The sequence below is a fragment of the Dactylosporangium sp. CA-139066 genome, assembly GCF_050936175.1.
Lineage (GTDB): Bacteria > Actinomycetota > Actinomycetes > Mycobacteriales > Micromonosporaceae > Dactylosporangium.
In genome coordinates this window covers 1,706,848-1,720,176 of record NZ_JBNJNH010000002.1, presented here as the reverse complement: position 1 = coordinate 1,720,176, position 13,329 = coordinate 1,706,848, and the positions used below count along the sequence as shown (strand labels likewise).

General features: G+C 72.9%; 15 protein-coding genes and 1 pseudogene. 2 read left to right on the top strand and 14 right to left on the bottom strand.

The genetic code is table 11. The annotated features are described in order from the left end of the window. Positions 1-31: 31 nt before the first annotated feature. The 5 genes from ACQEVU_RS52710 to ACQEVU_RS52690 all read right to left on the bottom strand — a co-directional run bounded on the left by ACQEVU_RS52710 (position 32) and on the right by ACQEVU_RS52690 (position 2,857). A complete protein-coding gene (locus ACQEVU_RS52710; RefSeq protein WP_433338359.1) occupies positions 32-742 on the bottom strand; it encodes a hypothetical protein in 711 nt (236 codons plus the stop codon). A 180-nt stretch (positions 743-922) separates the two neighbouring features. Next, entirely contained in the window at positions 923-1,090 is a 168-nt protein-coding gene (locus ACQEVU_RS52705; RefSeq protein WP_433338357.1) for a hypothetical protein, read from the bottom strand. After that, positions 1,087-1,923, bottom strand: coding sequence for a hypothetical protein (locus ACQEVU_RS52700; RefSeq protein ID WP_433338355.1), 837 nt, complete (start codon positions 1,921-1,923; stop codon positions 1,087-1,089). The genes ACQEVU_RS52705 and ACQEVU_RS52700 overlap by 4 nt, the downstream gene beginning before the upstream one ends. Continuing rightward, entirely contained in the window at positions 1,916-2,224 is a 309-nt protein-coding gene (locus ACQEVU_RS52695) for a sigma-70 family RNA polymerase sigma factor (RefSeq protein ID WP_433338353.1), read from the bottom strand. Before ACQEVU_RS52695 ends, ACQEVU_RS52700 begins: the two co-directional genes overlap by 8 nt. A gap of 57 nt (positions 2,225-2,281) precedes the next feature. After that, entirely contained in the window at positions 2,282-2,857 is a 576-nt protein-coding gene (locus ACQEVU_RS52690) for a hypothetical protein (protein ID WP_433338351.1), read from the bottom strand. Between the two features lie 367 nt (positions 2,858-3,224). Here ACQEVU_RS52690 and ACQEVU_RS52685 point away from each other — a divergent pair, with 367 nt between their 5' ends. Together ACQEVU_RS52685 and ACQEVU_RS52680 are read left to right on the top strand one after the other, a co-directional pair. After that, positions 3,225-3,395: a hypothetical protein gene (locus ACQEVU_RS52685; protein ID WP_433338349.1), complete on the top strand. Its 171-nt coding sequence runs from the start codon at positions 3,225-3,227 to the stop codon at positions 3,393-3,395. Positions 3,396-3,423: 28 nt separating this feature from the next. After that, on the top strand, positions 3,424-6,327 hold the full coding sequence (locus tag ACQEVU_RS52680) for a helix-turn-helix transcriptional regulator (RefSeq protein ID WP_433338347.1): 2,904 nt from the start codon (positions 3,424-3,426) through the stop codon (positions 6,325-6,327). A 136-nt stretch (positions 6,328-6,463) separates the two neighbouring features. Here the strand turns inward: ACQEVU_RS52680 and ACQEVU_RS52675 are convergent, their stop codons facing one another. From ACQEVU_RS52675 to ACQEVU_RS52635, 9 genes and pseudogenes are all read right to left on the bottom strand, one after another. Beyond that, complete coding sequence (locus ACQEVU_RS52675) at positions 6,464-7,312, bottom strand: alpha/beta fold hydrolase (RefSeq protein WP_433338345.1); 849 nt, start codon at positions 7,310-7,312, stop codon at positions 6,464-6,466. Between the two features lie 9 nt (positions 7,313-7,321). Then, a complete protein-coding gene (locus ACQEVU_RS52670) occupies positions 7,322-7,789 on the bottom strand; it encodes a MarR family winged helix-turn-helix transcriptional regulator (RefSeq protein ID WP_433338343.1) in 468 nt (155 codons plus the stop codon). Positions 7,790-8,206: 417 nt separating this feature from the next. Next, a pseudogene (locus tag ACQEVU_RS52665) lies at positions 8,207-8,587 on the bottom strand (sensor histidine kinase); the annotation flags it as partial. Positions 8,588-8,759: 172 nt separating this feature from the next. Further along, the gene (locus tag ACQEVU_RS52660; RefSeq protein ID WP_433338341.1) at positions 8,760-9,332 is read right to left on the bottom strand and encodes a hypothetical protein; all 573 of its coding nucleotides are present in this window, start codon (positions 9,330-9,332) and stop codon (positions 8,760-8,762) included. After that, positions 9,329-10,699: a hypothetical protein gene (locus ACQEVU_RS52655; protein ID WP_433338339.1), complete on the bottom strand. Its 1,371-nt coding sequence runs from the start codon at positions 10,697-10,699 to the stop codon at positions 9,329-9,331. The genes ACQEVU_RS52660 and ACQEVU_RS52655 overlap by 4 nt, the downstream gene beginning before the upstream one ends. Then, positions 10,696-11,493 (bottom strand): ABC transporter ATP-binding protein, encoded by a 798-nt coding sequence (locus tag ACQEVU_RS52650; RefSeq protein ID WP_433338337.1) that lies wholly within the window; start codon positions 11,491-11,493, stop codon positions 10,696-10,698. The genes ACQEVU_RS52655 and ACQEVU_RS52650 overlap by 4 nt, the downstream gene beginning before the upstream one ends. A 71-nt stretch (positions 11,494-11,564) precedes the next feature. After that, the gene (locus tag ACQEVU_RS52645; protein ID WP_433338335.1) at positions 11,565-12,401 is read right to left on the bottom strand and encodes a zf-HC2 domain-containing protein; all 837 of its coding nucleotides are present in this window, start codon (positions 12,399-12,401) and stop codon (positions 11,565-11,567) included. Then, complete coding sequence (locus ACQEVU_RS52640; RefSeq protein ID WP_433338333.1) at positions 12,398-12,964, bottom strand: RNA polymerase sigma factor; 567 nt, start codon at positions 12,962-12,964, stop codon at positions 12,398-12,400. Before ACQEVU_RS52640 ends, ACQEVU_RS52645 begins: the two co-directional genes overlap by 4 nt. 160 nt (positions 12,965-13,124) lie before the next feature. After that, a complete protein-coding gene (locus ACQEVU_RS52635) occupies positions 13,125-13,310 on the bottom strand; it encodes a hypothetical protein (RefSeq protein WP_433338331.1) in 186 nt (61 codons plus the stop codon). Positions 13,311-13,329 lie beyond the last annotated feature (19 nt).

Below are 13,329 nucleotides of genomic sequence, written 5' to 3'. Positions count from 1 at the left end.
AGCCCGGCCGAATCCACAGTGGACGACGTTCTCAGTACTGCATGACGCAGTAGACGACCGTCGGGTGGAGGAACTGGTACCACCGGTTCCATTTGTAGTCCCGCGTGCAGTTGTTGCCATTGGACGCGCCGGGCACGATGTCGATGACGTGCACGGTCCCTTTGGCCTTGCACGCGGAGGCGGCCACGACCCAGCCGGATCCGCTCGGGAACTTGTAGCAGTAGGTGCGTACCAGGTACAGCTCGAGGCAGAGCCGGTAGCCGTCTTCGGTGATGTAGGGCGACTCGGGGTCGGCGCAGGTGTCCCGCGAGTAGTCGACCGAGAGCACCTTGTACGTCCCCTTGGTACCGTTGCAGCTCCCCGTCCCGAGATACGTTCCGGTTTCGTCGACGCCGATGCACTCCCCGACCCGCGCCGGCGCCGGCGGCGGCGCCGCCTGCGTGGTAGGCGGCGCGGCGGGCGCCGTGTAGGTGTCGACCGGATAGGGGTCGCGCGTCGACGTCAAAACGGGCGCCCGCTCTTCCGCCTGCGACTTCGCCTTGTCCCGGAAGACGGTAAGGGCCAACACGCCGGCCACGCAGACGCCGACAACCAACACGAGCACGCCACCGACAACGCCGATGATGAGCCCGGCATTGCTCTTCGGCGGCGGGGGCGGGGTGCCGTACATCGGCGGGACAGCGCCCGGGTACGTGGGGTGGCCCGGGCTGCCCGGGTAGTTCGACTGAGGGGGCAGCGTCACCGGGGGAGTCTGACATAGAACGTCGATGCGTGTGGGGACGGTCTGGACCCGACGAGGCTTGCCGGGCCGCTTCCAGGCGGGCGCGCTGGACCCGGCTTCGGCTGTACTGATCGGCAGCAGGTGGAACGGAGGCGCGGCGGCGTCGTACCTCGACGCCGCCGCGCTCAGTGCGCCACAGGCTTACTGGCAGCGCCAGACGACGGCTTTCGTCACGCCGTTCGCGTCGGCGGCCCGGCCGGCGATCGTACGAGCGTCATCGCCGATGAAGACGACCGTCGGCACCCGGCTGGGAGCGGTGGGCGCGTCGGTGGGCACGCCGGTCTGCGTAGCCAGCTGGTCCAGCCTCACGTGCCGCCGGCCGTCGGCGGCAGCTGCCGGTGTTCGCCGTTGGGCAGCCAGACGTAACCCTGGTTCGCACCGCCCGGGAGGTGCACCACGCCGACGATGGTGCCGTCCTCGGCGACGTCGACGGCCCGGCCGCCGAGGGCGCCGTCGGGCAGCGGTAGCTGCTCGGCCGGCCGGTCGAGCGCTCGCCAGACGACGGGCTGCTCCAGACCGGGGCCCGACACGCGGAGGCCGACCACGAGGTTGCCGCTGTTGACCGCATTCGCGCTGACGCTGTCACCGGCCAGCCGTTTGACGGCGCCGTCGCGGTACAGCCAGGCAGCCAGCGAGTCTTTGACGTAGCTGGAACCGACCGCGGTCCCGGCAGCGTTGACGTCATCCAACACGGCATCCTCGCCGGTCATCGCCACCACGCGCGACGAGTCACCGTTCCAGATCCTGATCTGCTTCGCCGCACCTTGGCTGCTGCGAGTCAGCAGGTACCGACCGGACGGATCGCCGCCCGTCACGGAGCTGAACTGGGCATCCGCCGGGGTCGCCAGCACGTGCAGGACGCACTTGTCTGGCAGAGTCCCACGCGGCGTGGGCGACGTGGTCGCGCCGACCGCCGCAGTCGTCGGCCCGTCGTCCGACCCGGGCCACATCGCCACGGCGGTCACGGCCATGGTCACGACGATGATGCCGAGCCCGGCCCCGAGCGCCCGGTGGCGGCGACTGCGGCGCACCGCACCGGTCCGGGCGATGTCCGCGAGCCGCTCGGGCAGGCACAGGTGATCGGTCGTGTCACGCAGCATCACGCGCAGGTGCTCATCGTCTCGCTCGCTGAGTTCAGCCATGAGAGTCTCCGTTCAACGCGGCGGAAAGGCTTGGGAGGAGTTCGCGCAACTTCGCGAGGCCGCGACCGGCATGGCTCTGCACCGCCCCCTCGGAACACCGCAGCATGGCAGCCACCTCGGCCACCGGTAGGTCCTCGAGGTAGCGCAGCACGATGACGGCCCGCTGCCGCGCGGTCAGGACAGACAGCGCGTCGAGGACGGTTCGCCGACCGATCATGGCGGTCGTGTCGTCGGCCGCCACCACCGTGAGCCCGTCGGGCACCTTGCCGGCCTCGCCGCCCGTCCTGGAGCGGGTCGTCACCCCTGCTTACGGGACCTGCGGCCCGTTGACCATCCGAAGCTCTCCTGCGCACCGGCGTCAGGGCGCCAACAGCTGTTCCTTCAGCACGTTGGTGAGCTGGTCCAGCGGCAGCGCGCCCTTCTCCGCCACCACGGTAAGCGTCTGGTACGCAGGATCGGCCGGCTTTGCGAGGGTGATGACGGCGACCGGTTCGGTGTAGTGGTTGGTGGAATTCGTGTACTCGGAGTACGGCTGCGTGAACACGGTCGCTCCGCCGAGTTCGGTCTGCACGGTCACAGCGCCGGCACGGCGGTCGGCCGGGATGTCCGCGGTGGTGCGGTACACGCCGTGGCGGCCGTTGATGAGCCGCTCGTTGTCCTCGACGGTGCAGGTGGTGGCATACGCCATGAGCCGGATGGTACGGCTCGAGCCGAGGTACGCCACCGTGTTGTAGCCCGGACAGCCGCTCGATGCGGGAGCGTGCGGGATGAGCCGCTGGCCCGCGCCGAGCTGGATGCGGAACGGCACCGGCCCACCGGCGGGCGCAACCGTCGGTGACGTGACCGGCTCGGGGCTGCGGCTCGGCTGGACGTCCGCGGCCCGGCAGCCGCCGACGGCTAGGGCGGCCACCGCCACCACGGTCAACGGGGCCACTGCCGTGATCCTTACGGTGCGGGGCATGCCACCTCTGATGCGCGGCCCGTCAGCGGCGTTCCCCGCTGTCAGGTTCACGACCGGCGGCGCGGACGGGCACGGCAACGGCGGCGATGCCGAGGAATGTGGCGGCGGCCAGCGCCCCATTACTCGTTCAACCCCACCGTTCGGGACGCCAGCGCCATATCCAAGCGATCGACGCGGATCTTCGGGTAAGTACCTTACAGGCCGTCAGGCACTGACCGGGCGGCCCGTAAGGTACCGCGGGCGCGGAAAGATCGGGCACTCGCCGCATGCGGCGGGCGTGCCTTCGGGCGAAGAGTCGAGGTCAGCAGATACGCCACGACGAAGCCCGCAGGAGGCCCAGATGTTCACCACCGACCCGCACATCGCGCTCGACATGTACCGGCAGCGCAGCCACCAGCTGCAGTCCGAGGTGGCCGCGGACGCGCTCGCCGGCCGGGTAAGCCGCCACGCCGCCCGGCCGCGGGAGCTCTGGCGGGCCGTGGCCCGCCGCCGCGCCCCGGCGATGTCCTGAACGGGGCGGACGTGTCATGCTCGATCAGGTGACCACGCGCCCCTCCAGCAGAACCCTCGTCGGTCGGGAGCCCGAGCTTGAGCGCCTCCGCGAGGCGCTCAAGCACGCCCGCGCCGGCGAGCCGGCCACCGTGCTGGTGGGCGGCGAGGCCGGCGTCGGCAAGACGCGGCTGGTCGGCGAGCTGCTGGGGCACGCCCGGGCGGAGGGCACCCGGGTGCTCTCCGGCCAGTGCCTGGAGCTCGGCGAGGAGGGGCCGCCCTTCGCGCCGTTCGCGGCAGCGCTGCGCGACCTGCTGCGTGCCGCCGGCCCGGCCGCCTTCGCCGGCCACGAGCAGGAGTTCGCCCGGCTCCTGCCGGAGCTCGGGCCGGTGGGGCCGGAGCCGGTGGTCGATGCCCAGCGCGGCTCACTGTTCGAGCTGGTCGCCGGCCTGCTGAGCCGGCTGGCCGGCGAGCGGCCATTGGTGTTCGTGATCGAGGACCTGCACTGGGCCGACCGCTCGACGCGCGACCTGATCGCTTTCCTGGTGCGCTCGGCGCGGATCGCGCGGGCGCTGCTGGTGTGCACGTACCGGTCTGACGAACTGCACCGCGGCCACCCCCTGCGCCCGTTCCTGGCGGAGCTCGACCGGGTGCGCGACGTGGACCGGCTGGAGCTCGGCCGCCTCGACCGGGACGGCACGGCGGCGATCCTGGCCCAGCTGTACGGTGCGGAGCAGTCGCCGCGGGACGTGGACAGCATCCACGACCGGGCGCAAGGCAATCCCTTCTTCACCGAGGAGCTGGCCGCCTGCGGCGATCCGCAGCACTGCATTGACATCCCGGACACGCTGCGCGACCTGTTGCTGACCCGGGTCGACTCGCTGCCCGAAACCTCGCAGCGGGTGCTGCGCATCGCCGCCGCGGGCGGCACCCGGATCGGCCACGAGCTGCTGGCCGAGGTCGCGGAGCTGCCCCAGGCGGAGTTGGAGGCCGCGCTGCGCGTCGCGGTCGCCGCGCAGCTGCTGGTCGCCGAGCCGGACGGCGGGTACGAGTTCCGGCACGCCCTCGTCCGGGAGGCGGTGCACGACGACCTGCTGCCCAGCGAGTATGCCCGGCTCCACGCCCGCTACGCCGCCACCATCGAGGCGCGGCCGCACCTCGTGCCGGCCGGCGACGCGCCGGCCGAGCTGGCCCACCACTGGTACGCGGCCAACGATCTGCCGCGGGCGTTGACCGCGACGCTGCGCGCTGCCGTGGCGGCCGGGGAGCGTTACGCGTACGCCGAGAAGAGCCGGCTGCTCAAACGGGTGCTCAAGCTGTGGGAGCAGGTGCCCGACGCCGCCGAACGGCTGGGCATGAGCCACCTGAGCGTGCTCGAGGAGACGCTCACCGCCACCGTCACTGCCGGCGACTACATGCACGCGCTGACGCTGGTCCGGGTGGCTCTCGACGAGGTCGACCGTGACGCCGAGCCGCTGCGCGCGGCGCTGCTGCTGCACCAGCGCGCAGGGCTGCAGCGCCAGCTCGGCAAGAACGACGGCAGCGCCGACTGGCGGGAGGCGGTCCTCCTGGCCCACCGGGCGCCCGAGGAGCCGAGGCAGATCATGCTGCTGGCCGACCTCGCCTCACAGCTCACCTGGTTCGACCTGGCCGAGGCCGCGCGCATCGCCCGCGAGGTGGCCGCGGCGGCCGAGCGGCAGCAGAACATGAGCGTGAGGGTGTCCGCGACCCTGACCATGGGCCGGATTCGCCGGCGGGAGGAGTCGGTCGAGGCCAGCCTCCCGCTACTGCGCGAGGCGGCCGAGCTGGCCCGGTCGACGGGCGATGGTCCGCAGTTCGTCAAGGCGATGGTGAACCTGTCGGACTCGCTGTTCGAGATCGGCGACTACGCCGGCTCGGAGCAGGCGGCCGCCGACGGCGCGGCGCACGCCGAACAGTTCGGCATCAGCCGCTCTACCGGCGCGTTCCTCTTCTCCAACCGGGCCGAGGCGCTGGCAGCGCTCGGGCGGTGGGATGAGGCCGACGCGCTGTGCGCGCAGACCGCCCGCATCGACCCGCCCGGCGCCCTCGGGCTGCATTGGCTGCAGATCAGGGCCCGGCTGCGGTTGGCCCGCGGCGACTCGAGCGCCAGAGACCTGGTCGACCGGGCGCTGCGTTTCTCCACCCGGGCCTACGTGGAGCCGCAGCAGCGGCTGCCGTCGCACCACCTCGGCATCGAGGCGGCGCTGGCGGCCGGAGATCTGGCCGAGGCGGCGCGAGTCGCCCGCGCAGGTCTCACCGATCCGGCGCTGGCCGACCAGCCACGCTACGCCTGGCCGCTGCTGGCCGAGGCGGCGCGGGTCGCGGTCGCCGGCCCCGGCGCCGGGCTGTCGCCGGACGACGTGGCTGCGGTGGCCGAGACCATCGAGATCCGCTACCCGGCCGAGCGGGCGTTCGCGGCGGACATGTGGGCCGCGCTGGCCGGCGGCTCCCGGGCCATCGACAGCATGAACGCGCCCGGCGAAGCCCTGCCGGCCGCCCGGGCCGCAGTGGCCGCCTGGCGCGTCGACGGGCAGCCCTATCCGCTGACGCGCGCCCTGCTGGCGCTGGCCGGTGCGGCCGCCGCGGCGGGCGATCGCCCCCTGGCCGAGGAGGCCCTTGAGGAGGCCGGTGAGCTGGCCACGCGGCTCCACGCTCGGCCGCTGCTGGAGGAGATCGCCACGCTGGGGCGCCGGGCCGGCGTGCGGGCCCGGGGCGCACCCGCGCCGGCCGGTCCGCACGTGCTCACCGAGCGGGAGCGGGAGGTGCTGCGGCTGGTCGCCGAGGGGTACAGCAACGGGCGGATCGCCGAGCAGCTGTACATCTCGCCGAAGACGGCCAGCGTGCACGTGTCGCGGATCATCGCCAAGCTGGATGTCGCGAACCGGATAGAGGCCGCCGCGGCCGCCCGCCGGCTCGGCCTGCTCCAGCCGTAGCGGTTGCGGACTCAGTCGACGAGTGCACCGGCGGACGTGGGGAAACACCTGACCCGCCGCACCCGGCACCGCCGAACGGCCTGCTGGGCACCGCGCTGGATCGCGCGGCGCCCGGCGGGCCGGTCCTGGATCAGCTTCAGCCGCGCAGGAATGCGGTGATCGCGGCGGCGATGTCGGCCTCGCCCTTGTGGTGCGGCCCGAAGTGGTCGAGCTTGGGGAAGGTCTGCAGCCGCGAGGAGGGCAGCACCTCGCTGAGCCGGGCGAGGGCGGGGGGCACCTGGGGCAGGTCGCTCTTGCCGCCGGCCATGAGCAGCACGTCGGCGGAGACCTCGCGGTAGTTGGGGTAGCTGTCGTTGAGCCGGTCGACCTCGGCGTGTTCGTAGGCGACCGCGTCGAGCAGTTCGAAGAGCTTGGTGCGCTTCTCGCCGCGGAAGACCATGCGCAGGATGGCGGCCATGAGCCAGCGGGGGTTGCGCTTGGCCTTGCTGGGTCCGGTGGCGATGGAGAACGTGGCGAAGGCGTCGAACTGGCGGCCCTGGGCGAGGTATTGGCGGTACTGCGGGATCCAGTCGCCGGCGATGAGGCCCTGGACGTTGACGCCGGGTTCGTAGACAGCGAGCTTGGTGATGGCCGGGTCGCGGCGGGCGGTTTCGAGGGCGACGAGTCCGCCGTAGCTGTGGCCGAAGGCGTAGCTGGCGCCGGTGGCGGCGCGGACCGCGCTGATGTCGGCGCATTCGGTCTCGATGCTGTAGCCGGGGCCGATGGGGCCGCTGCCGCGGCGGGCGCGGCGCTGGATGGCGTGGACGGTGAAGGTGGTGGCGAGTGCGTTGATGAGGGTGGTGAAGTCGGTGGCGTCGCTGAGCGCGCCGGGGATGAGCAGCAGGCCGGGGCCGGTGCCGGTGGTGTGGTAGGCGATCGTGGTGCCGTCGGCGGAGCGGACGGTGTGCACGGTGGAGGTGGTGGTCGCGGCGAGGGTGGCAGACATGGCGAGCTCCTAACGGTTGTGGTGATGGGGGTCGTGGCGTACGGATCGGATGCTGGCGTCGCCCAGGGCGGCGTTCAACCGCCGGGTTTGGGTGAGGTAGGTGTCAAACGGCACACCGCTGGCCTCGACCAGTTCGATGAGCCGCTCGATGAGTTCGGTGACGGCGCGGTCGACCGGCACTTTGCCCGCGTCACTGAGGGCGATCTGCCGGCGGTTGCCGCCGGCCGGGTCGGGTGCCACGGTGAGCAGCCCGGTGTCGGCCAGGGCGGCGACCATCCGGCTCACCGACGGCTCGGTCACCGCCAGGCCTTCGGCCAGGGCCCGCTGGGTCGATGCGCCAAGTTCGCCGACGATGACCAGGACCATGAACCGCCGGTACGACAGGCCGTGCTGGGCGCGCAGGATCTGGTCGCCGGCCCGCTCCAGGCGGGACACCAGCGTGTGCAGCTCCAGTCCGAGGTTCTTCGAGCGGCCCATGACTCATAACTTAGCATACTAAGTTAGGAATGCAAGTTACTGCCGGAACGAGGCCGCCACGCCTGCCGATCCGGCGTGGGGCGGCCCGTGTCGACGTCGGGAAAGCGCGGGCTCGGCGAGCCAGCCCCGCCGGCTACCACTCCTCGAAATGGATGTACCGGCTGGGGGCGCTGCTGGATACGACCCGAGCGGAGTAGCCGTGCGGGGAGGGCGGCGTTGTACTCCTCGATGACGACACTGCGGACATGGTTCGATGTGGGCGAATGCCATCGCTGCTCCCCGTGATCGGCAATACAAGTCCGCCCCGGCCCACCTCACGGTTCCCGGCCGTGGCAAACCGGTGAGCGTACGACGCAGTTGACCATGAGGCCGATCGGGAGCAGCGAGTGCGGCCGCACGAAGGTGGTCAGTCGGTGGTCAGTTGGAGGGTAGGCGGACGGTCACGACGAGCCCGCCGCCCTCCTCCGCCGTGCGTGACGTCGCGTCGACGCTGCCGCCGTGGGCGCGTGCGATCGCCCGTACGATCGACAAGCCGAGACCGAAGCCGCGGTCCGGAGCGGACGACCGCTCACCGTTCAGCCGCCGGAACGGCTGGAAGAGCGTCTCCAGTTCGTACTTCGGTACGACCGGTCCGGTGTTTTCCACGGTGAGCATCGCCTGCCCATCCAGCAGGCTCGCGGAAACCGACACCCAGCCGTTCCGTGCGTTGTGCCGGATCGCGTTCTCCACGAGGTTCTGGGCCAGGCGCTCCAGCAGGACGGGGTCGCCGCTCGTCGGTGCCGAGGCGAGGCGCGGTTGTCGTAGGGCCACGTCCGCGGTCGCCGCAGCGCCGGCCGCCTGGACCCGGCAACCTGGGCCGCGCTGATGCGATGCCTGGCCCACCGCACCGCACTGGGCACACGAACCCCACGTGGTGGTCATCGCCGGGTCCGGACCGGGCCGGACCCGGCGCTCCACCGCGGCGGTCCGCCTACTGGTCCATCGTCGCCTCGACCGGGGCGACCTGGGGCCCGACGCGGACGGCGTACGCGGCGACGCCGGCTATCAGCAGCGCCGCGGCGGTGACCGCGGCGATGCGGTCGCCCGAGTCCTGCGCCATCCACAGCGCCGCCTGCCGCCACTGCGGTCCGCCAGGGGCGGCCATGAACGCGGCGAAGGCCGCCCACGCCACCGGTACCTGCCAGGCCGCGCGTGCGCCGCCCACGGCGGCGCAGAGGCCGATGACCCCGGTCAGGCCGGCCGCGTTGCGCAGCACCACCCACACGGGGCCGAAGTCGGCGCCGAACGGGCGGGCGGCGAGCATCAGGGCGCCGACCACGATGCAGCAGGCGAGCAGGTGCGCTCCCCGGCGCGGCGGCCACGGCAGCGCGGCGGTGCGGTCCAGCGCCGGGTCCGGGCCGGCGAGTGTCGGGCCGAGCGGCGCCGCCGCCAGCGCGGTGGTGAGCACCGCGAGGCCGGTCGGCACGTCGGCGCGGTTCATCATGCTGGACCAGGCGGCCGTCACCAGCGCAACGGCGCCCGCCGAGCCGGCGACGGCGATCACGGCTCGGCGTGACGTGAACGCAGGTACAACCATAGTCCGCGGGTCATGCCGCGGCCTGACCGGTGAGGTACGGCATGAGGTCCTGCTCGCAGCGCGGTCACCCGGCGCAACTGCTCGGCGGCCGGCAGCGCTCGCAGTGCCTGGACCCCGGCCCGGATGTCGGGCTGGTGGTTGTCCGCGTATCCGAAGCCGAGCGACGAGTCCCAGAGCCGGACCGTGTCGGTGTCCAGCAGCCACGCGGCGGCGACGGCCTGGGCGACGTCATCGCTGCCGTGGCCGCACCCGGACCATCGGGTGCCGCCACCCATGACGATGCTTTCCGCCACGTCGGGGTCGCGGCCGGTGTCGGGGTCGACCTCCAGCTGGAACTGCACGGTGCCGGGCGAGGGCTTCGGGCGGTACCACTGTTCGCTGTCGTTCTCGCCGATGGTGTCCAGCCGCAGCTCGACCGCGCGGGTCGGTGCGCCGGGCAGCTTCGCGAGGGCGCGCAGTGCGCGGCGGGCGTCGGTGGCGACGCCGGGCAGCAGGTGAGCGTGCACGGCGGTGACGCAGACCTGCGGGGTGCCGTCGGCGCAGACGTACCGGTACGCGCCCGGATCCAGCTGCCAGATGCCGGCCGGGCCCGGGGTGGCGATCAGGACCAGACCGGCCACGCCGGCAGCGAGGCTCGCGAACGCGGCCGCGCGCCACAGCGCGGACGCACCCGCCGCGAGCAGGACACCGGTCAGCAACAGCCCGGCACCGAGCGCGAGGTGGCTCAGCAGCAGGCGGGTGGACATCGTTTCCCACACGGTGTCCGGCGGCCAGGAAATCATCAGCGAGAGGTTGGCGAGCCGGTCGTCGCCGTCCGCGACCTCCGAAGCGCCGGCCTGCACGATCAGCACGGCGGCGGCGAGCACCGGGGGCAACAGCGGCGCGGACCAGCGCCGGCCGGCGGCCACGCCCGTCCAGGCCGCGCCGACGAGCACCAGCGCATCGACCAGCGCCGCGCCGGCACCGCGCAGTCCCAGATACGTGCCGGCGACCAGGACCGCGCCGGCGGTGAGGACCAGCAGGTGCGCGGCCGCGACGGCGATGCCGAGCGCGCTCATCGCCGGCAGCGCGCGCTGCCAGCGAGGCCGGCCGGTGCTCAGCAGTAGGTCCTCGGCGCGGGTGCGGCGGTCCCGGCGGCCGAGGACCGCGCCGCCGGCCAGCGCCAGTGGCATCAGGATGAACATGCCGGTGGTCTGTACGTAGCCGAAGCGCAGCCACTGACCTTGCCAGAACGTGTACATGCTGGCGGCGGACAGACCGCCGATCACGATGAGCAGCACGGCCACGGCCGGGGCGTTGGAGCGACGCAGCTCGGTGCGCAGCGGCCGGATCATGCCGCGTCCCGGTGCCGGTGCAGCAGCACCGAGTAGCCGCGCTCGGCGGGGCTGTCACCGACGCCACCCGTCTCACCGTGCCGGACCAGGTCGGCGGGCACCCCTTGGAACACCAGTTTTCCCTGATCCATCAGTACGACATCCGAACAGGCGGCGACCACGTCCTCCACGAGATGGGTGGAGACCAGCACACAGCTGCCGGCGGCCAGCTCACGGACGAGCTCACGGAACTCCACCCGCTGCTCCGGATCCAGCCCGACGGTCGGCTCGTCCAGCAGCAGCAGCTCCGGCTCGTTGACGATCGCCTGGGCGATCCCGGCCCGGCGCAGCATGCCGCCGGACAGGGACTTGAGCTTCGCGTCGGCGCGGTCGGTGAGCCGCACCCGCTCGATCGCCTGCTGCGCGGCGGCCGGCACCGCCGAGGACGGCATCTCCCGCAGCCACGCCATGTACTCCACGGCGTCGCGGACGGTGAAGCGCGGGTAGAAACCGAACTGCTGCGGCAGGTACCCGAGCCTGGCCCGCACGCGCCGCAGCGCCCGGCCCGCGGTGGCGTCGGCGCCCAGCAGCCGCAGCGTGCCGCGGTGCGGACGCACGACCGTGGCCAGGGCCCGCATCAGGGTGCTCTTGCCGGCACCATTGGGGCCGAGCAGCCCGTGCACGCCGGTGCCGAGGCGAAGGTCGAGGCCGTCGACGGCGAGGTGCCGGCCGGCTTTCACCGACAGTGCGGCCGCCTCGATGGGCCAGGCGTGCCGGGTCGGCGCCACCTCGTCGGCGCTTACTGCGCGTACCAATGTCGTCTCCTTCGCAGGCAGGTTCAACCACGGCGCCGACACGGGCCGGAATGCGTGGGGTGGGGTTCGGGTCAGCGCCAGGTGACCGGGCTTCGCAGGTGGTCGGCGCGCAGCGCGGTCAGCAGGGCCAGCACGGCGGCGGCGGCCGCCCACACGGGCATAGTCTCGGCCCGCATCAATGCCTCGGCGGGTGCGGTGGCGAACGCGGCCGCGGTGCCGTGGGCGAACGACACCGCGCCGGCCCCGGCCAGCCAGCCACCGCCGAGCACGACCGCCGCGAGCGGCACGCCGATACGGCTGCCGAGTAGCAGCGTCGCGGCGGTGAACGTCAGACACGGCAGCAGCCACAGCGCCGGGTTGCGCCCCAGCGCCAGCCCGGCCACCGCCAGTGGCGGCAGGACCAGAGCGAGGACGGCGAGGGTACGGCGCAACAACAGCTCCAGCCCGGCCCGGGCCGTCCCGGCGATCATCTCCCAGGCCGGGTTGGCCCGCCGGGACCAGGCCACCGCCAGCCCGGCGAGGGGCGCGACCGGCGCCAGTAGCAGTACCGCCGACGGCCGGTCGGGGTAGTTCACGTCCAGCAGGACGGCGGCGAGGATGGCGGTGCATGTCATCGCGGCCCAGCCGGACACGGACCAGTCGGTCCACCGCAGCCGCCACCGTCGCAGCGGCCGCGACGGCACGGGCCGGGGCCCGCCGCGCGCCTGGGCGAGGATCGCGGTGCGGGTGTCGTCCAGCAGCGCCCGCAGCGGCGGGTCCGCCAGCTCGGCCAGCCGCGCCCGGCACTGCGCGCAGCGCTCCAGGTGCACCTCGAGCGTCCAGGTGGCGGCATGGTCGGGGCCGAGGGTGCCGGCGGCGTACGCGGCGAGGGCCGCGGGTGCGACGTGGGGTGCGACGTGCGCGGTCATGCCAGCGCCTCCCGTAGTGCGGTGCGGGCGCGCCGCGCCCGGCTCTTCACGGTGCCCTCCGGCAACCCCAGCAGGATCGAGGTCTCGCGCACGGTGAGCCCGTCCAGGACCATCGCCGCCAGGACCGCCCGCAGCTCCGGCGCCAGGCTGTCCAGCGCCGCGCCGAGCTCCAGGCTCATCGAGCCGGCGAGGATCTCGTCCTCGGCGGCCGGCACGCTGCGCTCGGGCAGCACCTCGGTCGGCACCTCCCGCAGCCGGGAACGCCGGCGCAACGCGTCGACCAGCCGGCGCGCCGCGATCGTCCAGATCCAGCCGACGGCGGTGCCGCCCGGCGCGTCCGAGCCACCGGACTGCCGCAGCCCGGTGAACGACCCGGCCGCCCGCCACACCGTCAGGTACGTGTCCTGCAGCACCTCGGCAACAATGCCGTCGTCGCCGCAGCGGCGACGCAACCGGATCGCCAGCCAGGGCGAGGTCCGGCGGTACAGCTCGTCGAACGCGTCAAGATCGGCGCGCGCGACCCGCCGTAGCAGCCGCTCCTCGTCCTGGTCACTTCCTCCCACGCTCAGATGGTCGATCGTGGAGCACCCGACGGATCACACATTGGAGTGATGTGGATCACATTCGATTCCATGCTCGTCCAGGGCCCTTCAACGAATCGACAGACCCGCGCTGGATCGGGCGCGTCGAACGCGGCCAGCACCTTCAGCCGCGCCCGCTCGGTCAGCAGCCCGGCGAAGGCGTGTTCTGCCGCAGCCCTACCGCCGCCTCAGTACGCGAGAAGATCATGTCGACGCCCGCGTCCACCCCGTCATCGAGCAGCCGCTCCCACGCGTCGAACGAGACGCCGGCGCTGCCGTCCGAACGGACCGTGCGGCGGTGAGCAAGATTCCGCCGGGCCAGCGCCATTCCGCGCTCCGGGTGCTCC

What these genes read in the sequence shown, in the direction of transcription:
- ACQEVU_RS52645 (WP_433338335.1), bottom strand. Translation starts at nt 12,401, where the DNA reads ATGACCGCGCACGTCGCACCCCACGTCGCACCCGCGGCCCTCGCCGCG.
- ACQEVU_RS52670 (WP_433338343.1), bottom strand. Translation starts at nt 7,789, where the DNA reads ATGGGCCGCTCGAAGAACCTCGGACTGGAGCTGCACACGCTGGTGTCC.
- ACQEVU_RS52635 (WP_433338331.1), bottom strand. Translation starts at nt 13,310, where the DNA reads ATGGCGCTGGCCCGGCGGAATCTTGCTCACCGCCGCACGGTCCGTTCG.
- ACQEVU_RS52685 (WP_433338349.1), top strand. Translation starts at nt 3,225, where the DNA reads ATGTTCACCACCGACCCGCACATCGCGCTCGACATGTACCGGCAGCGC.
- ACQEVU_RS52700 (WP_433338355.1), bottom strand. Translation starts at nt 1,923, where the DNA reads ATGGCTGAACTCAGCGAGCGAGACGATGAGCACCTGCGCGTGATGCTG.
- ACQEVU_RS52655 (WP_433338339.1), bottom strand. Translation starts at nt 10,699, where the DNA reads ATGATCCGGCCGCTGCGCACCGAGCTGCGTCGCTCCAACGCCCCGGCC.
- ACQEVU_RS52675 (WP_433338345.1), bottom strand. Translation starts at nt 7,312, where the DNA reads ATGTCTGCCACCCTCGCCGCGACCACCACCTCCACCGTGCACACCGTC.